Origin of the sequence: Streptomyces sp. NPDC002088, assembly GCF_040296605.1 — a bacterium.
In the GTDB taxonomy this organism is placed as follows: Bacteria; Actinomycetota; Actinomycetes; order Streptomycetales; family Streptomycetaceae; genus Streptomyces.
Genome location: NZ_JBEOXO010000002.1, coordinates 438278 through 458680 on the forward strand (window position 1 = coordinate 438278; position 20403 = coordinate 458680).

The 20403-nt window shown below is 71.9% G+C and carries 18 protein-coding genes and 1 pseudogene; 7 read left to right on the plus strand and 12 right to left on the minus strand.

What is annotated here, in order from left to right; all coding sequences use genetic code 11:
* Position 1: 1 nt before the first annotated feature.
* Positions 2-1210: a pyruvate dehydrogenase (acetyl-transferring) E1 component subunit alpha gene (gene pdhA, locus ABT114_RS05745; RefSeq protein ID WP_351138968.1), complete on the minus strand. Its 1209-nt coding sequence runs from the start codon at positions 1208-1210 to the stop codon at positions 2-4.
* A 321-nt stretch (positions 1211-1531) separates the two neighbouring features.
* On the opposite strand from pdhA (ABT114_RS05745), the gene ABT114_RS05750 reads away from it, so the two are divergent.
* Both ABT114_RS05750 and ABT114_RS05755 read left to right on the plus strand, forming a co-directional pair.
* Positions 1532-2191, plus strand: coding sequence for a response regulator (locus ABT114_RS05750; RefSeq protein ID WP_351138970.1), 660 nt, complete (start codon positions 1532-1534; stop codon positions 2189-2191).
* A 286-nt stretch (positions 2192-2477) separates the two neighbouring features.
* Positions 2478-3494, plus strand: coding sequence for a phosphotransferase (locus ABT114_RS05755; RefSeq protein WP_351138972.1), 1017 nt, complete (start codon positions 2478-2480; stop codon positions 3492-3494).
* Between the two features lie 103 nt (positions 3495-3597).
* On the opposite strand, the gene ABT114_RS05760 is transcribed toward ABT114_RS05755, so the two are convergent.
* Positions 3598-5169 (minus strand): protein kinase domain-containing protein, encoded by a 1572-nt coding sequence (locus tag ABT114_RS05760; protein WP_351138974.1) that lies wholly within the window; start codon positions 5167-5169, stop codon positions 3598-3600.
* A gap of 332 nt (positions 5170-5501) precedes the next feature.
* Between ABT114_RS05760 and ABT114_RS05765 the strand changes: the two are divergent.
* A pseudogene (locus ABT114_RS05765) lies at positions 5502-5768 on the plus strand (protein kinase domain-containing protein); the annotation flags it as partial.
* Between the two features lie 278 nt (positions 5769-6046).
* Here ABT114_RS05765 and ABT114_RS05770 read toward each other — a convergent pair.
* Positions 6047-6592 (minus strand): bacterial proteasome activator family protein, encoded by a 546-nt coding sequence (locus ABT114_RS05770; protein ID WP_351139514.1) that lies wholly within the window; start codon positions 6590-6592, stop codon positions 6047-6049.
* Positions 6593-6733: 141 nt separating this feature from the next.
* On the opposite strand from ABT114_RS05770, the gene ABT114_RS05775 reads away from it, so the two are divergent.
* Complete coding sequence (locus ABT114_RS05775; RefSeq protein WP_351138976.1) at positions 6734-7378, plus strand: hypothetical protein; 645 nt, start codon at positions 6734-6736, stop codon at positions 7376-7378.
* A gap of 26 nt (positions 7379-7404) precedes the next feature.
* On the opposite strand, the gene ABT114_RS05780 is transcribed toward ABT114_RS05775, so the two are convergent.
* Positions 7405-8397 (minus strand): NAD(P)H-quinone oxidoreductase, encoded by a 993-nt coding sequence (locus ABT114_RS05780; RefSeq protein ID WP_351138978.1) that lies wholly within the window; start codon positions 8395-8397, stop codon positions 7405-7407.
* A gap of 178 nt (positions 8398-8575) precedes the next feature.
* On the opposite strand from ABT114_RS05780, the gene ABT114_RS05785 reads away from it, so the two are divergent.
* On the plus strand, positions 8576-8764 hold the full coding sequence (locus ABT114_RS05785) for an ALF repeat-containing protein (RefSeq protein ID WP_351138980.1): 189 nt from the start codon (positions 8576-8578) through the stop codon (positions 8762-8764).
* Here the strand turns inward: ABT114_RS05785 and ABT114_RS05790 are convergent.
* From ABT114_RS05790 to pdhA (ABT114_RS05815), 6 genes are read right to left on the minus strand one after another with little or no spacing between them, the layout of a single operon-like run.
* Entirely contained in the window at positions 8697-9794 is a 1098-nt protein-coding gene (locus tag ABT114_RS05790; protein WP_351138982.1) for a potassium channel family protein, read from the minus strand. The genes ABT114_RS05785 and ABT114_RS05790 overlap by 68 nt on opposite strands.
* On the minus strand, positions 9791-11185 hold the full coding sequence (locus ABT114_RS05795; RefSeq protein WP_351138984.1) for a molybdopterin molybdotransferase MoeA: 1395 nt from the start codon (positions 11183-11185) through the stop codon (positions 9791-9793). Before ABT114_RS05795 ends, ABT114_RS05790 begins: the two co-directional genes overlap by 4 nt.
* A complete protein-coding gene (locus ABT114_RS05800; RefSeq protein WP_502987626.1) occupies positions 11182-12183 on the minus strand; it encodes an NTP transferase domain-containing protein in 1002 nt (333 codons plus the stop codon). Before ABT114_RS05800 ends, ABT114_RS05795 begins: the two co-directional genes overlap by 4 nt.
* Before the next feature lie 54 nt (positions 12184-12237).
* Positions 12238-13587 carry a dihydrolipoamide acetyltransferase family protein gene (locus ABT114_RS05805; protein WP_351138986.1) on the minus strand — a complete coding sequence of 450 codons (1350 nt, stop codon included), beginning with the start codon at positions 13585-13587 and terminating at the stop codon, positions 12238-12240.
* Positions 13587-14591 (minus strand): alpha-ketoacid dehydrogenase subunit beta, encoded by a 1005-nt coding sequence (locus tag ABT114_RS05810; protein WP_351138988.1) that lies wholly within the window; start codon positions 14589-14591, stop codon positions 13587-13589. The genes ABT114_RS05805 and ABT114_RS05810 overlap by 1 nt, the downstream gene beginning before the upstream one ends.
* Entirely contained in the window at positions 14588-15733 is a 1146-nt protein-coding gene (gene pdhA, locus ABT114_RS05815; protein ID WP_351138990.1) for a pyruvate dehydrogenase (acetyl-transferring) E1 component subunit alpha, read from the minus strand. The genes ABT114_RS05810 and pdhA (ABT114_RS05815) overlap by 4 nt, the downstream gene beginning before the upstream one ends.
* Before the next feature lie 190 nt (positions 15734-15923).
* On the opposite strand from pdhA (ABT114_RS05815), the gene ABT114_RS05820 reads away from it, so the two are divergent.
* Positions 15924-16409 (plus strand): Lrp/AsnC family transcriptional regulator, encoded by a 486-nt coding sequence (locus ABT114_RS05820; protein ID WP_351139519.1) that lies wholly within the window; start codon positions 15924-15926, stop codon positions 16407-16409.
* Between the two features lie 13 nt (positions 16410-16422).
* Here ABT114_RS05820 and ABT114_RS05825 read toward each other — a convergent pair whose 3' ends face one another.
* The gene (locus tag ABT114_RS05825) at positions 16423-17013 is read right to left on the minus strand and encodes a TetR/AcrR family transcriptional regulator (RefSeq protein WP_351138992.1); all 591 of its coding nucleotides are present in this window, start codon (positions 17011-17013) and stop codon (positions 16423-16425) included.
* Complete coding sequence (locus tag ABT114_RS05830) at positions 17010-18524, minus strand: 3-hydroxyacyl-CoA dehydrogenase (protein WP_351138994.1); 1515 nt, start codon at positions 18522-18524, stop codon at positions 17010-17012. The genes ABT114_RS05825 and ABT114_RS05830 overlap by 4 nt, the downstream gene beginning before the upstream one ends.
* A 159-nt stretch (positions 18525-18683) precedes the next feature.
* Between ABT114_RS05830 and paaN the strand changes: the two genes are divergently transcribed.
* Positions 18684-20402 carry a phenylacetic acid degradation protein PaaN gene (gene paaN, locus ABT114_RS05835; protein ID WP_351138996.1) on the plus strand — a complete coding sequence of 573 codons (1719 nt, stop codon included), beginning with the start codon at positions 18684-18686 and terminating at the stop codon, positions 20400-20402.
* Position 20403: the final 1 nt, after the last annotated feature.

Consider the following 20403-nt stretch of genomic DNA (forward strand, 5'->3'; position numbering starts at 1 on the left):
GTCAGTTGCCCCCCTCACCCGCGGCGAAGCCGCTTTCGGACTCAGTCGCGAACGACGCCTGGTAGGCCGCGAACTGGGCCCGCTCCTCGTCGACGAGCGCGTGCCCGTCCGCGTACGCGTTCTCGAAGATGGCGAAGTGGTCCGGGTCCGGCATGGCGCGGACCGCTTCGCGCACTCGTCTGCCCAACGCCTCACTCTCCGCTTCGAGTTCCGCGAAGAATCCCTCGTCCGTGTGGTTTGAGGACTCGAGGTACGCGCGCAGACGCAGGATCGGGTCCTTCGCCTCCCACGCCTCGCGCTCCTCGTCGGCCCGGTACTTGGTCGGGTCGTCGGAGGTGGTGTGCGCGCCCATGCGGTAGGTGTACGCCTCGACCAGCGTCGGGCCCTCGCCGTTGCGGGCCCGCTCCAGCGCCCACTTGGTGACGGCCAGGCAGGCCAGGACGTCGTTGCCGTCGACGCGTACGCCCGGGAAGCCGTAGCCCTGTGCGCGCTGGTAGAGCGGCACCCGGGTCTGCTTCTCGGTCGGCTCTGAGATCGCCCACTGATTGTTCTGGCAGAAGAACACCACCGGGGCGTTGTAGACCGCGGAGAAGGTGAAGGACTCCGCGACGTCGCCCTGGCTGGAGGCGCCGTCGCCGAAGTACGCGATCACCGCGCTGTCCGCGCCGTCCTTGGCCACGCCCATCGCGTAGCCCGTGGCGTGCAGCGTCTGGGCGCCGATGACGATCGTGTAGAGGTGGAAGTTGTTGCTGTTCGGGTCCCAGCCACCATTGTTCACGCCACGGAACATGCCGAGCAGATTGGTCGGGTCGACCCCGCGGCACCAGGCGACGCCGTGCTCGCGGTAGGTCGGGAAGACGTAGTCGTCGTCGCGCAGGGCCCGGCCGGAGCCGATCTGGGCGGCCTCCTGGCCGAGCAGCGAGGCCCACAGGCCCAGCTCGCCCTGGCGCTGCAGGGAGGTGGCCTCGGCGTCGAAGCGGCGGGTGAGCACCATGTCGCGGTACAGACCGCGCAGCTCTTCGGGCGTCACGTCGGCGACGTACTTGTCGTAGGCAGCGTTCTCAGCGTTCTTGACGCGCTTGCCCTCGGGCGTCAGCAGCTGGACGAGTTCGGGCCCTGCACCCGATGTGCCCGGTGACTTGCTGGCGCTGGTGCGCTTGGTACCGGCGCTGCGTCGCGGCTTGCGCGCGGCAGTGCTCTCCACGGTCACGTGTGCTCCTCCGTCGGTCCGGCCCCCGGGGTTGCCGGTAGGCCAGTGCGGCTCACCTGTTCCGGTACCCAGGCACGGGGTGGGTGCCACTCGGCCGGAACAGGCGTGACAGGTGCCCCGGCGAGCGCCCTGCAACAGTCACGTTACCCAGTGCTCCACATTTCTGTGAAACCCCTCCTGACCTGCGATTTTGCTTGGATTTCCAAGTAAATCGGAAAGGACGGGAAGGTCGCTGGTCACAGCCTTGCAGGAGGCCGGAGCAACGGCACGTTATCCCGCCCGGCCATGTCACGGGAAGAGTTCGTGTGTGAAACTGACCAGGTGCGCAAAGAGGGACGAATTCGGGTCTTTCTCCTCGACGACCATGAGGTCGTCCGTCGGGGCGTCCACGAGATGCTGTCGGTCGAGGACGACATCGAGGTGGTCGGCGAGGCCGGCACGGCGGCCGAGGCGCTGGTGCGGATTCCGGCCATCCGGCCCGACGTGGCGGTGCTCGACGTAAGGCTGCCGGACGGCAGCGGTGTGGAGGTGTGCCGGGAGATCCGGTCGCGGGACGACTCCGTCGCCTGCCTCATGCTGACCTCGTTCGCGGACGACGAGGCCCTCTTCGACGCGATCATGGCGGGCGCCTCCGGATATGTCCTGAAGGCCATCCGGGGCAATGAACTGCTGACCGCGGTCCGGGACGTCGCCGCCGGAAAGTCGCTGCTCGACCCGGTGACCACCGCCCGCGTCCTGGAGCGGCTGCGCAAGGGGGACGACGCCAAGGGCGAGGACAGGCTCGCCCACCTCACCGAGCAGGAGCGCAGGATCCTCGACCTGATCGGCGAGGGCCTCACCAACCGCCAGATCGGCGAGCGGCTGCACCTCGCCGAAAAGACGATCAAGAATTACGTGTCGGGTCTGCTTTCCAAACTCGGAATGCAGCGGCGCTCCCAGGCGGCCGCCTACGTGGCTCGCATACAGGCCGAGAAGCAGTGAGCCGCGCGGGTCGCCCTTCAGGGACTCACTCTTCCGGGACTATCCGATTTGGGTCTTCGGCCCCGCGCCGAGCCGCGTGGACGGCGAGCCGTACGAGCCGGTCCACCTGTGCGTGACCCCCCGGTCGGTGACGGTGCACATCACCGACAACGGCCCTCCGCGCCAGTTCGAGCACACTATGTGACCAGAAGCGACTGCCCACGACTTAGTGTGACAACGCCCAGCTCACAGGCCTGTCCGGTGCCCTAGCATCTGCCGCGTGCCGCGCCCATGTGTACCACCCCCCGTGCCCCATGCGCCCCCGTTGAGCGCCCTCCTCCGCCAGTACGCCGCCGGGTCCGCTCTCGCCTGTGAGCCCGTCGACCAGGGGCTGCTGAACCGCGGCTACCGCCTGTGCACCACCCGCGGCCGCTACTTCCTGAAGCACCACTTCGACCCCGACACCGCCGACCCCGCCGCGATCGAACGCCGGCACCGGGCCACCCAGCGCCTGGCCGACCTCGGCGTCCCGGTGGCCCCTCCGCTGACCGGCCGTGACGGGCGCACCGTCGCCGTCGTCGGCGGCCACGCCTACGCCCTGCATCCGTGGATCGACGGCCGCCACCGCCACGGCGGCCAGCTCACCACCGGTCAGTGCGCGCGGCTCGGGGCACTCCTGGGCGCCGTGCACGCCTGTCTGGAGCGCGTGATGCCGCCGAAGGGACGCACCCGCCCCGCCACGAGCCCCCACCCCGTGGAGAGCGCCGATCCGGACTCCACGTTCGCCCTCATCGACGACCTGCTCGCCCGGGTACGCCGGCACCGCCCCGCCGACTCCTTCGACGAACTGGCCCGGCACCGGCTGCTCGAGCGCCGCGCCCTCCTGGAGCGGCACACGGACCGGCGGCCCCCGCGCGGGGCCTCGGTGGGCTGGGTGCACGGGGACTTCCACCCGTTCAACCTGCTCTACAAGGGCGACGCCCCGGCCGCGATCGTCGACTGGGACCGCCTGGGTGTGCAGCCCCGCGCGGAGGAGGCCGTACGCGCCGCCGCGATCTTCTTCGTACGCCCCGTCGGCGCCCTCGACCTGCCGAAGGTGCGGGCGTACGCGCACGCGTACCGGCGGGCGGCCGGGGCCACGCCCTCGGAGCTGGCCGCGGCCGTGCACCGCGTGTGGTGGGAGCGCCTGAACGACTTCTGGATGCTGCGCTGGCACTACGAACGCGGCGACACCCGCGCGGATCCCCAGTTCCCCGCGGCCTCGGCGCTCGTGGTGTGGTGGACGCGGGAGTACGACGCGGTGTGCGAGGCGTTCGCGGGGTGAGGCCCGGCCGCCCCGCCCGGACGGTGAAACGCCACGCGCGCGTGGTGCCCGGTCAACGGGTCCACGCGCGCGTGTCGGTGACGTCGGCTCGGCCGACGGTTCGTCAGAGGGTGCCGCCCGTCACTCCGTCCGTGGTGCTGCCGCCGTCCGTACCGCCGTCGGCCGGGTCGGTCGGCGTGGCCGGCTCCGACGCCGTGTCCGACGGCTCGTCCGACGGGTCGTCGGTGGTGGGGTCGTCGCTCGGCTCGTACGACGGCTGGGTGGAGGCGGTCTCGGACGGCGTGTACGAGGGCGTGTACGACGGCGTGTAGTCCGACCCGGTGCCCTGATCGCTGTTGTCCGTCGCCGTGTCCGTGGGCTCGTCGGTGGCCTCGTCGCTCGGGCTCTCGCTGGACTTGTCGTCCGTGCTGGTCTGCGAGGTGGTCGGCGACTGCGTGGTGCCGTCGCCGCCGCCGCCGCCGCCGCCGTTCAGCGCCAGAGCGACGCCCGCCGCGATGGCGATCACCGCGAGGACGGCGAGGATCCACAGCTTGCCGCGGCCGCTGCCCCGGTTGCCGTGCCCCTCGAAACCGCCGTCGTCACCGCCGCCGTACCCGGCAGGCAGGATCGGCTGCGGGATCTGCGTGGTGCCGGAGCCGTCGCCGGGATGCGGCAGTACGGTCGTGCTCGCGAAGCCCGCCGACGGGGTGTGCCGGCCGTCGCGCGTCTGCACCGGGCCGGTGTTCCAGGTGCCGGTGTGGCCGCCCTGGTCGTACAGCATCTGAAGGCCGTACTGGACCAGCCCGCGCATCTCCTCGGCCGTCTGGAACCGGTCGTCGGGATCCTTGGCGAGCGAACGCATGACGAGCCCGTCGAGCTCCGGCGGGCAGCCCTCGGCGGCCTCGGACGGCGGCGTCGGGATGTCCTGGACGTGCTGGTAGACCACCGACAGCGGGGTCTCGCCGGTGAACGGGGGCCGCAGCGCGAGGAGTTCGTACAGCAGACAGCCCGTCGCGTACAGGTCGGAGCGGTGGTCGACGGCCTTGCCCAGCGCCTGCTCCGGGGACAGGTACTGCGGGGTGCCCATGACCATGCCGGTCTGGGTCATCGTCGACTGCGCGCCGTGCAGGGCGCGCGCGATGCCGAAGTCCATCACCTTCACCGCGCCGGTGTGGGTGATGATCACGTTCGCCGGCTTGATGTCTCGGTGCACGATGCCGTGCTGGTGCGAGTAGGCGAGCGCCTCCAGGACACCGGAGACGATGATCAGAGCCTGCTCCGGCCCGGGCGCCTCGGCGTTGAGCAGCAGGTCGCGGATGGTGCGGCCCTCGACCAGCTCCATCACGATGTACGGCACCGACTGGCCGCCCACGAAGTCCTCGCCGGAGTCGTACACGGCGACGATCGCGTGGTGGTTCAGGCCGGCCACCGACTGGGCCTCACGCGTGAAGCGGGCCTTGGAGACGGGGTCCTCGGCGAGGTCGGCGCGCAGCAGCTTGACCGCGACGGTGCGGCCGAGGCGCACGTCCTCGGCCGCGAACACCTCCGCCATGCCGCCCCGGCCAAGTCTGTGGGTCAGCCGGTACCGGCCATCCCCAACAAGTCCGCCGTTACCCCACAATTCCGGCGCATCTGACATTCCGCCGCCAGTCGCCTCGGGGTCGGACGGGCCCTGAGCGCGCTGCTGCTGTGCCATCAGTCCTCGCCGTCGTTTCTGCCCGCGGTGCGCGCGGTGTTGTTACGGTCTCCGTCGGCCACGCTACAGCCTCAGCGCAAGCCTCCGACCCGGGTCAGCCCCCGCGGCCGGACCGAGACGGACCGGCCATCAAAGCCGCAACACGCGCTGTCGTGCAAATTCCGTGTACCGGCGATGCGGCACCTGTAACGCTTGCGCGACGCTTCTTTCGCTTACGGTCACGGAACGGGCACCGAGCTTGACGTGTCAGTGCCCTCGGGCAGACTGGCCTGGAATGAGACATTCGATCAACGCCGGCCAGGGCGCCTGACGGCTACGGGGGACAGGGAAACATGAGCCAGGACGGCGCGTACGGCCGGTCCGCGGGGCGGGCGCTCGCCGGCGGCCGCTGTCAGCTGCTCGGCCAGGGCGGCATGGCCTCGGTGCACCTGGCCTACGACGCCGTGCTCGACCGCCAGGTCGCGGTCAAGACCCTGCACACCGAACTGGGCCGGGAACAGACCTTCCGCGAGCGCTTCCACCGCGAGGCCCAGACCGTGGCCAAGCTCACCCACACCAATATCGTCTCCGTCTTCGACACCGGCGAGGACGAGGTCGAGGTCGACGGGCAATCCCACTCAGTGACCGGGGGAAATCTCACTCGGTGACCGGGGAAGGGGACATGGGCCGCCGTCAGCCGTAGGGGCTGGCAACTGCTTGTTGAGGAGCGTGCCTGAGGTCGTTTTAGCTCGATCGTGTAATGGTCGGCTTCCGGGCTTGCGGCGCCCTGGGCCATCCGGGTCAGCGTGGCTGTGCGATCTGGGACGTCGGATTCGGTGTAGGGAACGCAGCGATGGGCCCGGCGGACGACCGCCGGGCCCTACTGGTGCGGGTGTGATCAGAGGTACGGACCGCCCGAGCGGCCGCCCGCGCGCGGGTCCTCGGGGCCCTCGTGGCCGACGCCCGGCGGGAGGGCGCGACGCATCTGCTCCAGCTGGGCGCGAGCCGCCATCTGCTGGGCGAACAGCGTGGTCTGGATCCCGTGGAAGAGACCCTCGAGCCAGCCGACCAGCTGGGCCTGCGCGATGCGCAGTTCCGCGTCGCTCGGGGTCGCCTCGTCCGCGAACGGCAGGGACAGCCGCTCCAGCTCCTCGACCAGCTCCGGGGCCAGACCGTCCTCCAGCTCCTTCACCGAGCTCGCGTGGATCTCCTTCAGCCGGACCCGGCTCGCCTCGTCCAGGGGAGCCGCGCGCACCTCCTCGAGCAGCTGCTTGATCATGCTGCCGATCCGCATGACCTTGGCGGGCTGCTCCACCATCTCCGTCACCGGGATCTCACGGGAGTCGTCGTCCGCGTCCATGCCACCGAGTGCCATGCCGTCCTGGCCCACGACCAGGATTCTCTGGGCGTTCTCCGGCGACCTTTCGTTCCTCGGCATCTCCATGCCGTCATTCTCTCGCACCGGTACACCTCATCACCTCCCTCCCTCGGCGGAACCCGGAATGCCGGGATCGTCCCCCCGTGTGACGCTGATTGCCTCGATCTTGGCAACCTGACGACTGGGTACTGGGAGGGGGTCACCGACGTGACTCCATGGCGGTACGTGTTGCGCACGGTGGGCGTGTGCGGGGTGCTGGGGCTGTCCGGGACCTTCGCCTGCGGGACCGGGTCGGCGTACGGGGCCGTTGCCCCGTCCGTTGCGTCGTACGAAATCGCGCCCGACCCCGACCCCGCCGCCGCCCCCGACCGCTCGGCATCCACGTCCGCGTCCGCCTCCGCCTCGGTGTCCGCCTCCACCTCCGCATCTGCCTCTGCATCTGCCTCCGCCTCGTCATCCGCTTCGGCCGCCGAACCGGACCGGGCCGGAAGCGTGGCAGGTGAGGGGCGGCAGCGGCCCGGGCGGCCGGAGGAGACGGCGGCGCAGGTCGAGGGGGAGGACGAGGACGGGGGCGAGGACTCGGCGTATCCGGACGGCACGGACGAGGGTGAGGACAGCGGGAGCGCCACCGTCGGCCCGGACGCCTCGGCGGCCGGCCAGGCCACCGAGTCGCCCGGACAGGCCGGTCTGGCGCCCGCCACTCCCCCGAGCGAGCCCGGCCAGCAGACCGCCGCGCAACCCGACCGCTCCGCCGAACCTGAACTTCAGATCCTGCCCCTCGGCAGCGGACTGGTCCTGATCGGCCTCGGCTTCGGCCTCGCCTTCGTGGGACTACGGCTGCGGCGCGGTTAGGTCAGGTTCTGAGTTCCAGGTCGGTGCTAGGTCAGATTCTCGGGAACGATCAGCAGTACCTTTCCGATGTGGCCGCTCTCCTCCACGATCTGGTGTGCGGCGGACGCTTCGTTCATGGGGAGTTCGCGGTCGACGGCGGGGCGTACGCGACCTGTGTCGATCAACGGCCAGACATGTTCGCGTACGGCCGCGACAATGGCCGTCTTCTCGGACAGCGGGCGGGCCCGCAGCGAGGTCGCGCTGATCGCGGCACGCTTGTTGAGGAGCGTGGCGATGTTCAGCTCGCTCTTGACGCCGCCCTGCATACCGATGATCGCGAGGCGGCCGTTGACGGCGAGGGTCCGGACGTTGCGGTCCAGGTACTTGGCGCCCATGTTGTCGAGGATGACGTCGGCGCCCGCCCCGCCCGTGGCCTGCTCGACCTCGGCGACGAAGTCCTGCTCCCGGTAGTTGATCAGGACGTCCGCGCCGAGCTCCGCACACTTCTCCAGCTTCTCCTTGGTGCCCGCGGTGACGGCGACCCTGGCACCGACGGCCTTGGCGAGCTGGATCGCCATCGTGCCGATGCCGCTGGAGCCGCCGTGCACGAGCAGCGTCTCGCCAGGGCGGAGGTGGGCGATCATGAAGACGTTCGACCAGACCGTGCAGACCACCTCGGGCAGCGCCGCGGCCTGCCTGAGGTCGACGCCCTCGGGTACGGGCAACAGCTGACCGACCGGGACGACGACCTTCTCGGCGTAACCGCCGCCCGCGAGCAGCGCGCACACCTCGTCGCCGACCTTCCAGCCGGAGACGCCGGTGCCGAGCGCGGCGACCCGGCCGGAGCACTCCAGGCCGGGGTACGGCGAAGCGCCCGGCGGCGGGTTGTAGAAGCCCTGCCGTTGCAGGATGTCGGCGCGGTTGACGGCGCTGGCCACCACCTCGACCAGGACCTCGCCCTCGCCGGGCACCGGGTCGGGGACCTCGGCCCACACCAGCGCCTCGGGTCCGCCAGGTTCGGGAATCGTGATCGCATACATGCGCCCGACGCTACTCCTGACGCGGAGCGCCAACGGGAGAGAAGCCCCCGAAGGACCGTGTCGGTCCTCCGGGGACTTCTGCTCGGTCAACGGGGTGGGTCCCGTGGGGGCCGGCCGGCGCGCCGCGTAGCCGAAGCGGCCATCGGCGGCCGAGAGGCCGCCCGAGTCGGGCTGATACGTGGTCGCCGGCGGACCCGAGGTGCAGGCGGCGGCGAAGGCCGCCCTGTCCGGGTCGGCCGACGAGCTGCATGCCTTCGTCCAGGCCGGCCAGTACCCGGCCGACCGAGAGCGGCGCGGCCTCAGTCCTGCGGCAGCGGGCGGGCGTCCGGTGCGATCTGGGTGCCCGGTGTCACCCGTACGATCGTGATCAACCGGTCCGTCAACTCCAGCGTTCCGACGGCCGGATCGTCGTAGCCGAGCACCCGGTGCCCGCGTACGACGCTCACCACCAGGTCCTCCGTCTCCCGCGGCTTCTTGCCCACCTCGGCCTTGATGACGGGCCGTTCGATGATGTCGAGCCCGCTGCCCTGCTGGATCAGGTTCTCCATCACCATGCCGGCCGCGGGGCTGAGCACGGACAGGCCCAGCAGTCGGCCGGCCGCGCTGGCGCTGGTGATGACCGCGTCGGCGCCGGACTGCTTGAGCAGCGGCGCGTTCTCCTCCTCGCGCACCGCGGCCACGATCTTCGCGCCGCGGTTGAGCTGCCGGGCCGTCAGCGTGACGAGGACGGCCGTGTCGTCGCGCTGGGTCGCGATGATGATCCGCTTCGCCCGCTGCACCTCGGCCTGCTTCAGCACGTCGCTGCGCGTCGCGTCGCCGACGACTCCCGCATAGCCCTCGGCGGTCGCGGCGTCGATCACCTTGCCGCTGGGGTCGACCACCACGACCTGCTCCTTCTTCAACCCCGCCGCACAGACGGTCTGGATCGCCGAGCGTCCCTTCGTGCCGAAGCCGACGACGACGGTGTGGTCGCGCAACGTGGACCTCCAGCGGTTGAGCCGCCATTCCTCGCGGGTGCGTTCGGTGAGGACCTCAAGGGTGGTGCCGACGAGGACGATCAGGAACAGCACGCGCAGGGGCGTGATGACGAAGATGTTGGTGAGCCGGGCGGTGTCACTGACCGGGGTGATGTCGCCGTAACCGGTGGTCGAGAGGGTGACGGTCGCGTAGTAGCAGGCGTCGAGGAAGTCGACGGAACCGTCGGAGTTGTCGTGGTAACCACCGTGGTCGGCATAGACGATCAGCGCGGTCGCGACGAGCAGGAACAAGGCCAGGGACAGCCGCTGGGCGACCTGCCGGAACGGGTGCTCCACCACTTTCTTCGGGAGTTGCACCCGATGGGTCACGAGATGTTCGTCCGCTTGGCGGGCGATCGCGTCATGGCCCGGAAGTTTCACGTGAAACACACCCCGATTCCCGCGGTCGCCCAGGGCAGGTCGAGGAGTTCGGCCTCCTGCCCCGGCCGAGCACCACCCGGTGGTACGACGGCGAGGGCATCGGCCGCGGCGATCCCACGCAGCATGGCCGGACCGTTGTAGTGCAGCGGCATGGCACGGTCCCCGCGCAGGACCACGGGGATGAGCCGGGTGTCGTACGGATGCCCGGGCGCGGCCTCCTGGAGCGGCAGCGTGTACGGCTCGGGGGCAGGGCGTGCCCCGAGCGTCCGCAGCAGCGGCTCGGCGAGCGTGAGCAGGCCGGAGACGGCGGCGAGGGGGTTGCCGGGCAGGCCCACGAGGTGCTGGTGGTCCTTGGTACGGGCCAGCAGCATGGGGTGGCCCGGGCGTACCTTGACGCCGTCGACCAGGAGCTCGGCGCCGATCCGGCTCAGCGTGGGGTGCACGTGGTCGACGGGGCCCGCGGCGGTGCCGCCGGTGGTGACGATCAGGTCGGCGTCGGAGGTCGTGACGGCCTTGTGCAGTGCCTTGGCGTCGTCACTGAGCCGACGGACGACCGTGACCTCGGCGCCGAGGGCGCGCAGCCAGGGCGGCAGCATCGGGCCGAGCGCGTCCCGGATCAGACCGTCGTGCGGCAGGCCCTCGGTGAGCAGTTCGTCGCCGAGAACGAGTACGTCGACGCGGGGGCGGGGGACGGCGGTGAGCGTGTCGTACCCGGCGGCCGCGGCGAGACCGAGGACGGCGGGCGTCACCAGGGTGCCGACGGCGAGGAGTTGGTCGCCGGAGCGGCACTCCTGACCGCGGGGGCGGATGTCCTGGCCGTGCTGAACCTCGCGGGTGGCGTGCAAACGGCCCTTGTCGTCCGTGCGGCCGTGCTCGCTGCGCAGGACCGCGGTGGTGTCCGCCGGGATACGGGCCCCGGTGGCGATACGGACGGCCTCGCCGTCGGTGAGGGGCTCGGGCTGGGCGTGGCCGGCGAGGACGCCCTCGTCGCGTACGTCCCAGGGGCCGGGACCCGCGACCGCCCAACCGTCCATCGCGGAGGTGTCGAAGGAGGGCAGGTCGGTGAGGGCGGCGAGGGGAGCGGCCAGGGTGAGGCCGAGGGAGGCGTCGAGGGGGACGGAGACCGGGGTGCGGTGGGCGCTTCGCGCGGCGGCACGGCCCGCGCGTTCGGCGATCGCACGGGCCTCGGGCCAGGGGGTCGACCTGTGGTGGGCGTCCGGCTTGCGCGAGGCACCGTGGGCCCCGCGCTGCGCGGTGGGCGCGGGTCCCTGGCTGCCCGGGATGCGGCGGTTGCCGTCGTTCACGAGCGCGAGCACCTCCTCGACGTCGAGGTTCTCTGCGTCCTCGGCGTTCCCGGTGTTTCCGCCGGCCCGGATGCCGGGGGCGGTCATCCGGCGTCCGGGCTCGGGTCGGGTTCGGCCTCGGGTTCGGCGTCCGGCTTGGCGTTCTGCGCGGTGCCCGGCTTGGCGTCCGGCTCGGCCGCGCCGCTGTCCTCGTCCGCCCAGCGGAGCGCGAGGGCCACGGCCTTGCGGGATGCCTCGGCCACCGCCTCGGGGCCGCCGCCGGCCCGCGCGGCCGCGTAGCCGACGAGGAAGGTGGTCAGCGGGGCCGCGGGCCGGGCTACGCCGTGGGCGGCGTCGCGGGCGAGGTCGAGCAGCACGCCGGTGTCGACGTCGAGGTCGATGCCCAGCTCGTCCTTGACTGCGGAAATCCATTCATCCAACACGTGTCCATGCTCCCTGATGCGTGCCCGGGCGGTGGCGATGTCGTCCCAGGTGTCGCAGTCGAAGGACGCGACGGGGTCGGGGACGCGAGTGAGGTCGAGCCCGGCGGTCAGCCGGCGCAGGGGCAGGCCGGTGAGGTCCCCGTGCTCAAGGGTGAGTGCCGCCAGTTCCCGGCGCAGCGCGGGCGCCCGGTACGCGGCCACGAGCGGCTGGTCCCGGCCGTCGGCGTCGGTGAGCAGCACGCCCTCCGCGCCGCTCGCACGCAGGGCGGCCAGCAGCCGCCGTACGGTCGGCTCGCCGAGGAAGGGGAGGTCGGCGGAGAGTACGACGACCTGCTCGGCGGTGGTGTGCCGAAGGCCCGCGTCGAGCGCGGCCACCGGTCCGCCGCCGGGCGGCTCCTCGCGCGCCCAGGTCACGGGCCGCGCGGTGGGCCGGGGGTCGGCGACGACCGTGGTGGTGCGGGCCTGGGCGCACGCGGCCAGCACCCGGTCGATCAGGGGGCGTCCGCCCACGCGCACGCCGGGCTTGTCCGCCCCGCCAAGCCGCCGGGCGGCCCCGCCGGCGAGCACGATGGCGTCGTAGGCGGTGCCGTACACGGTCTCGGCCGTGCCCGGCGCGCTGTCGGCAGCGGCACCGGGTGCACCGAGGGGCTCGTAGGCGGTCACCCCCCGAGTATGCGGCCCGGCCTGATCACAGGGAACGTGTGGGCACCGCCGTGATCACAGGTTGCGCAGGAGCACGGCCGGTTGTTCCACGCAGTCCGCCACGTACCGCAGGAAACCGCCCGCCGTGCCGCCGTCGCACACCCGGTGGTCGAAGGTGAGCGAGAGCTGGACGACCTGTCGCACGGCCAGCTCGCCCTCGTGCACCCAGGGCTTGGGGACGATACGGCCGACGCCGAGCATGGCCGCCTCGGGGTGGTTGATGATCGGCGTGGAGCCGTCGACGCCGAACACCCCGTAGTTGTTCAACGTGAAGGTGCCGCCGGTGAGTTCCCCGGGGGTGAGGGTTCCCGTACGGGCCGCCTCGGTCAGCCGGGCGAACTCCGCGCTGAGCGCCTCGGCGTCCCGCGCGTGCGCGTCCCGTACGACGGGCACGACGAGCCCCCGCTCGGTCTGCGCGGCGAACCCGAGGTGCACGGAGTCGAGCCGGACGACCTCCCTGGCCTCCAAGTCGACGGTGGAGTTGAGCTCCGGGTAGCGGGCGAGGGCGGCCGTGCAGATACGGGCCAGCAGGGCGAGGAGGGAGATCTTCGGGCCCCCGGCCGCGTTCATCGCGGTGCGGGCCCGCATGAGCTCGGTCGCGTCGGCGTCCACCCAGCACGTCGCGTCCGGGATCTCGCGACGGCTCCGGGACAGCTTGTCGGCGACGGCGCCTCGGATGCCCTTGAGGGGGACACGGGTGCCGCCGAGGGCGGTCGCGGGGGCGTGCGGCTCGGGGGGCGTGGTCCGCGCCGGCGTCGGCCGCACGTGCGGCTCGGCCGGCCGTCCTTGTGCGGTGGCGGCCCGCAGCGCGTACTCGACGTCCGCCCGCAGGATCAGCCCGTCGGGTCCGGAGCCCGTCAGCTCCCGCAGGTCCAGCCCGTTCTCGCGGGCGAGCCGGCGCACGAGGGGCGAGATCACGGGGACGGGCCCTTCGGCGGACGACTCGGCCACGGGCGACGCGGCCACGCGCACGTCGGCCGCGCTCCTGGAGGTCACCGTGCTCTCGGAAGGCACCGGCCCGGCCGAAGGCGGCACCCTGCGGCGCCGCGCCGGAGCCGTCCCCGTCCCGTATCCGACCAGGACGTTGCCGGACCCCGTGTCCTCGTCGGGCGTGGCCGGTTCGCCGACCGCGACCGTCAGCAGCGGTGCCCCGACGGGCAGTTCCGTGCCCTCCTCACCAAAGCGGGCGGTGACCACGCCGCCGTAGGGGCAGGGCACCTCGACCATCGCCTTGGCCGTCTCGACCTCGACGACCGGCTCGTCGATGGCGACGACGTCCCCGACCTGCACCAGCCAGCGCACGATCTGCGCCTCGGTGAGCCCCTCGCCGAGGTCGGGGAGCCTGAACTCCAGGACCTGTGCCATCAGTTGTCCACCTCCCACTGCAGACGCGCCACGGCGTCCAGGATCCGGTCCACGCCGGGCAGGTGGTGGCGCTCCAGCATCGGCGGCGGGTACGGGATGTCGAACCCTGCCACGCGCAGCACCGGCGCCTCCAGGTGGTGGAAGCAGCGCTCCGTGACGCGGGCCGCGATCTCCCCGCCCGGGCCGCCGAAACCGCCCGACTCGTGCACGACGACCGCGCGCCCGGTCCGTCGTACCGAGGCGCAGACCGTCTCGTCGTCGAACGGCACCAGGGAGCGCAGGTCGACGACTTCGAGGTCCCAGCCCTCGGCCCGGGCGGCCTCGGCGGCTTCGAGGCAGACGGGCACCGACGGTCCGTACGTGATGAGTGTGGCGCTCCGGCCAGAGCGCCGCACCACCGCGCGGCCTATCGGTTCAACGTCCGTCGGATGCTCCGGGTTCCAGGAGTCCTTCGACCAGTACAGGCGCTTGGGTTCGAGGAAGACGACCGGGTCGTCGGAGGCGATGGCCGCGCGCAGCAGCCCGTAGGCGTCGGCGACGGTCGCGGGCGTGACGACATGGAGCCCCGGAGTCGCCATGTAGTACGCCTCGGACGAGTCGCTGTGGTGCTCGACGCCGCCGATGCCGCCCCCGTAGGGGACGCGGACGGTGATCGGCAGCGGCATCTTCCCGCCGGTGCGGTTGCGCATGCGGGCGACATGGCTGATGAGCTGCTCGAACGCCGGGTAGGCGAAGGCATCGAACTGCATCTCGACGACCGGGCGCAGCCCGTACATCGCCATGCCGACGGCGGTGCCGAGGATGCCCGCCTCGGCCAGCGGGGTGTCCGTGCAGCGGTCCTCGCCGAACTCCTTGGCGAGCCCGTCGGTGACGCGGAAGACGCCGCCGAGAGTGCCGACGTCCTCGCCCATGACGTGCACCGTGGGGTCGGCGGCCATGGCGTCGCGGAGCGCGCGCGTGAGGGCCTGTGCCATGGTGGCCGGCTTGACGGCGACCGTGGTCATCGCAGGGCACCTTCCTGGTCGTCGCGCTCGGCCTCCAGCTCGGCCCGCAACAGGGCCCGCTGCTCGCGCAGTTGCTGGGTGGGCTCGGCATACACGTGGGCGAAGAGGTCCATGGGGTCGAGCACCGGGTCCTGGTTCATCCGCTCGCGCAGGCCGGCGGCCAGCACCTCGGCCTCCTCGCGCGCGGCCCGGATGCCGTCCTCGTCGAGCAGGCCGCGCTCGGTCAGCTCGCGCTCCAGCAGCATGACCGGGTCGTGCGCCCGCCAGGCCTCGACCTCGTCGGCGCCGCGGTAGCGGGTCGCGTCGTCGGCGTTGGTGTGGGCGTCGATGCGGTACGTGACCGCCTCGACGAGCGTGGGACCGCCGCCCACGCGCGCGTGCCGTACGGCGTCGCTGAGGACCTCGTGCACCGCTGCCGCGTCGTTGCCGTCGACCAGGCGGCCCGGCATGCCGTACCCGACGGCCTTGTGGGCCAGGGAGGGCGCGGCGGTCTGCTTGGCGAGCGGGACGGAGATCGCGAAGCCGTTGTTCTGGACGAGGAAGACGACCGGGGCCTGCCAGACGGCGGCGAAGTTCAGCGCCTCGTGGAAGTCGCCCTCGCTGGTGCCGCCGTCGCCGACCATGGCGAGCGCGACCACGTCGTCGCCCTTGAGGCGGGCCGCGTGCGCGAGGCCGACGGCGTGCGGCAGCTGGGTGGCGAGCGGCGTACACAGGGGCGCGACGCGGTGCTCGTAGGGGTCGTAGCCGGTGTGCCGGTCGCCGCGCAGCAGGGTGAGCGCCTGGACCGGGTCCACGCCGCGTACGACGGCGGCGAGGGTGTCGCGGTAGCTGGGGAAGAGCCAGTCGCGCTCCTCCAGGGCGAGGGCGGCGGCGACCTCGCTCGCCTCCTGACCGGTGCTGGAGGGGTAGACGGCGAGACGGCCCTGCTTGGTGAGGGCGGTGGCCTGCGCGTTGTAGCGGCGGCCGCGCACCACGTGCGCGTACAGCCGGCGCAGCAGGTCCGGATCGGCCTTCGCGGCGGCCTGCGTGCCGAGAACGCGGTACGGCTCCGCGTCCGGCAGCAGCGGCGCGGGGTCGGTCCGGGGCTGCCAGCCGGGCGGCGGCGCCGGCCGGTACCCGCCCCGCTGCTCCATCACCGTCATGACGGCACCTCCTCGTGGGAGTGGCTACGGGAGACGTGTCGGCTGTGACCCGCCTCACCTACCGATTGTTCGGTCGTCGGCACATTTTGGCTACATGCGCCCTCAGGCTGTGGACAAACGGTTCTCCACAACTTGAGATGGACGCAGTACGTCCATGACGGAGAGGCGGGGGGACATGCCACCTGAACAAATGGCCGAACGCCCGGACGGCGGCACCGCCCTGCCGCCGCCGCGTCCGCTGGACGCCATCGATCAGGACATCCTCCAGATCCTCCAGGCCGACGGCCGCGCGTCGATACGGACGGTCGCCGAGCGGGTGCACGTCTCGCGCGCGAACGCCTACGCGCGGATCAACCGCCTCGTCGAGGACGGCGTCATCCGTGGCTTCGGGGCCCGCGTGGACCATGAACGCGCGGGCCAGGGCACGTCCGCGTACATCACACTGAAGATCGTGCAGAACTCCTGGCGCACAGTGCGCGAGCAGCTCAGACAGCTGCCCGGGGCGTCCCACATCGCGTTGGTGGGCGGTGACTTCGACGTCCTGCTGCTGGTGCACACGCCCGACAACAGGGCGCTGCGCGAAGTGGTGCTCACCCGGCTCCAGGCGATCCCCGAGGTGCTCAGCACACGCACGCTGCTGGTGTTCGAGGAGGAGGACCTGGAGCCTCAGGGGTGAGTGACCGAGCGACTCACTCGGCCTTGCACAGCCCTCCGAAGACCAGCCGCACCACGGCGTCGGCCACGTCGTCCTCGGCTATCCCCCCGCCTCCCGGGCGGTACCATTCGACGACCGAGTTGATCATCCCGAAGACGAGCCGCGTCGCGAGCCGCACCTCCACGTCGGCGCGCACGTCCCCGTCGGCGGCCGCCGCCTTCAGCAGGTCGGCGACCCGGTGGTCGAAGTCGCGGCGCCGCTCCAGGGCCCACCGCTCGGTTCCGGTGTTGCCACGCACCCGCAGCAGCAGCGTCACGTAGGGCAGGTCGGATATCAGCACCTCGACCATGCGCCGTACGACGTACTCCAGGCGCTCGACGGCCCGCCCCACGCGCGCGTGCTCCTCGTCGAGGATCCCGAACAGCTCGTCCAGCGCCCGGCTCACGGCCCGCCGCAGCAGCTCCTCCTTGCCTGCGACATGGTGGTAGATCGACGACTTGGAGATGCCGGCCGCCTTGGACAGGTGCTCCATGGAGGTGCCGTCGTAGCCACGCTCGATGAAGACCTGCACCGCGACCGACAGCAGGGTCTCCGGCGTGTACGTGTCGCGCTTGGCGGTGGTCATGGGGTGCCCTCCCGCTTGTCGGTGGCGTACGCGTGGCGGTACAGCGCGAGGGACGGCGCGTAGCGGCCGGACGGGTCGCGCAGGTGCAGGTCGTCGAGGAGGGCGTACGCCCAGTTGCGGCCGAGCCTGCGGCTCCATTCGAAGGGCCCGAGCGGGTAGTTGACCCCGAGGCGCATCGCGGTGTCGACGTCCTCCTCGGTGGCCACGCCCTTGCCGACGGCGTCGTGCGCCAGGTCGACGATCCGGGCCACCGTGCGGGCGACGATCATGCCGGGCACGTCGCCTATGACGCTGACGTCCTTGCCGAGTGCCTGGAAGAGGCCGGTGGCCTCGGCGAGGGTCCCCGGGGCGGTGTCCTGGGAGGCCGAGAGGGCGATGCGGGTGGCCCTGCGGTAGTCGAGGGCGAGGTCGAAGTAGACGACGTCCCGGAACTCCACGGAGGTCTGCCCGTCGGCGAGCGCCAGCTGGCCGCCGCTGGGCAGCACCAGGCGCGTGCCGTGGTCCTCGTCCTCCTCGCGCACCTGGATGCCCGCCTCGCGGATCAGCGCGAGCAGCTCCGAGGCGGGGCCCAGGTCGCCCTCGGCGACCACGTACGCCGGCGGCTGCGTCTTCTCCGCGGTGTGCGGCTCGGCGCGCTCGGCGTCGTCGCGGTAGTCGTACCAGCCCTGTCCGCTCTTGCGGCCGAGCCGGCCCGACTCGACCAGCCGGCGCTGGGCGAGCGACGGGGTGAAGCGCACGTCCTGGAAGAAGGACTGCCACACGGAGTGCGTGACGGACTCGTTGACGTCCTGCCCGATCAGGTCGGTCAGCTCGAACGCGCCCATCCGGAAGCCCCCCGACTCGCGCAGGATCGCGTCGATGGTGGCGGGGTCGGCGCCCTGGGCCTCGTAGACCGCGAAGGCCTCGGCGTAGAAGGGCCGCGCGATGCGGTTGACGATGAAGCCGGGAGTGTCCGCGCAGGCGACCGGCGTCTTGCCCCAGGCGCGGGCCGTCTCGTACGCGCGCGTGGCGGAGGTGACGTCGGTGGCGAACCCGGAGACGACCTCCACGAGCGGCAGCAGCGGCGCGGGGTTGAAGAAGTGCAGGCCCACGAAGCGGCCGGGGTTGCGCAGGGCGCCGCCGATCGCGGTCACCGACAGGGACGAGGTGTTGGTGGCGAGCAGGCAGTCGTCGTCGACGATGCCCTCCAGGTCGCGCAGCAGCTCCTGCTTGACGTCCAGCCGCTCGACGACGGCCTCGACGACCAGCGCGCAGTCCGCGAGGTCGGCGAGGTCTCGCGCGGGGAGCAGCCGGGCGCCTGCCGCGTCCCGGTCGGCGGCGGTGAGGCGGTCCTTCTCGACGAGCCGGTCGAGGCGGGCGCCGATCGCTTCGGCCGCTTCCTGGGCGCGTCCGGGGGCGGCGTCGTACAGCCGTACGGAGTGGCCCGCGGCCAGCGCGACCTGGGCGATGCCCTGGCCCATGGTGCCGGCGCCGACGACGGCCACGGGGCTGTTGAGGTCGAGTGCTGTCATGTGCGCGATCCTCCCGCACGGGGTTTTCCACAGATGCGGCAGGCCCCCTTGTCCCGACCGATCGTTCGGTTACTCTAACTCTGACTGGCTGTTCCTGCCCATGTTTCTGCCAGGTCATGAGCTCGACGAAGAGTTCTTGAGACGAGGAGTTGGTCCCGCATGGCCGCCGAATCAACCGCCGTATCAACCGCCCACGAGCTGATCGCCAAGCACCGGCCCACCCTCGACCAGGCGCTCGAAGCGATCCGCACGCGCGCGTACTGGTCCCCGCACCCCGAACACCCCAAGGCCTACGGCGAGAACGGCAGCCTGGACGCGGCGGCGGGCAAGGCCGCCTTCGACGCCGTCCTGAACACCCGCCTCGACCTCGGCCAGCCCGGCACGGACGACTGGGTGGGCGGGGAGGTCTCCCCGTACGGCATCGAGCTGGGCGTGACGTACCCGCACGCGGACGTGGACGTGCTGCTGCCCGCCATGCAGGCCGGTCAGCGGGCCTGGCGGGACGCGGGCGCGGAGCTGCGTGCCGTGGTCTGCCTGGAGATCCTCAAGCGGATCAGCGACCGGACGCACGAGTTCGCGCACGCGGTCATGCACACCAGCGGCCAGGCCTTCATGATGGCGCTCCAGGCGGGCGGGCCGCACGCGCAGGACCGCGGCCTGGAGGCGGTGGCGTACGCGTACGTGGAGCAGGTCCGCACCCCCGACACCGCGGAGTGGACCAAACCGCAGGGCAAGCGCGACCCGCTCGCGCTCACCAAGCGGTTCACGCCGGTGCCGCGCGGCATCGCCCTGGTGATCGGCTGCAACACCTTCCCGACGTGGAACGGCTATCCGGGCCTGTTCGCGTCCCTGGCCACCGGCAACGCGGTCCTGGTCAAGCCCCACCCGCGCGCGGTGCTGCCACTCGCGCTCACCGTGCAGGTCGCCCGCCAGGTGCTCGCCGAGGCCGGCTTCGACCCGAACCTGGTGGCACTGGCCGCCGAGCGGCCCGGCGAGGGCATCGCCAAGACCCTGGCCACCCGCCCGGAGATCCGGATCATCGACTACACCGGCTCCACGGCGTTCGGCGACTGGCTGGAGGCCAACGCCCGTCAGGCGCAGGTCTACACGGAGAAGGCCGGCGTCAACACGGTCCTCGTCGAGTCCACCGGCGACTACAAGGGGATGCTCTCCAACCTGGCCTTCTCGCTGTCGCTGTACAGCGGCCAGATGTGCACGACCCCGCAGAACCTGCTCATCCCCCGCGACGGCATCCGCACCGACGAGGGCCCCCGGACCTTCGACGAGGTGGTCGCCGACCTCGCCCGGTCCGTGGACGGCCTCCTCGGCGACGACGCGCGCGCGAACGCCCTGCTCGGCGCGATCGTCAACCCGGACGTGAAGGCCCGCCTGGAGGCGGCCGCGGGGCTGGGCGAAGTCGCCCTCGCGTCACGGCAGATCAGCAACCCGGACTTCCCCGAAGCGGTCGTCCGTACGCCCGTGATCGTGAAGCTGGACGGCGCGCGGAAGTACTGGGAGGGGGCCGACGACGAGGCCGCCTTCATGAACGAGTGCTTCGGGCCCGTCTCCTTCGCCGTCGCGGTCGACTCGGCGTCGGACGCGGTGGAACTGCTGCGCCGGACGATCCGCGAGAAGGGCGCGATGACGGTGGGCGCGTACACCACCGACGAGGAGGTCGAGAGGGCCGTCCAGGAGGTCTGCCTGGAGGAGGCCGCCCAGCTCTCCCTGAACCTCACCGGCGGGGTGTACGTCAACCAGACGGCCGCCTTCTCCGACTTCCACGGCTCGGGCGGCAATCCGGCGGCCAACGCGGCCCTCACCGACGGCGCGTTCGTCGCCAACCGCTTCCGGGTGGTGGAGGTGCGGCGGGAGGTCTGAC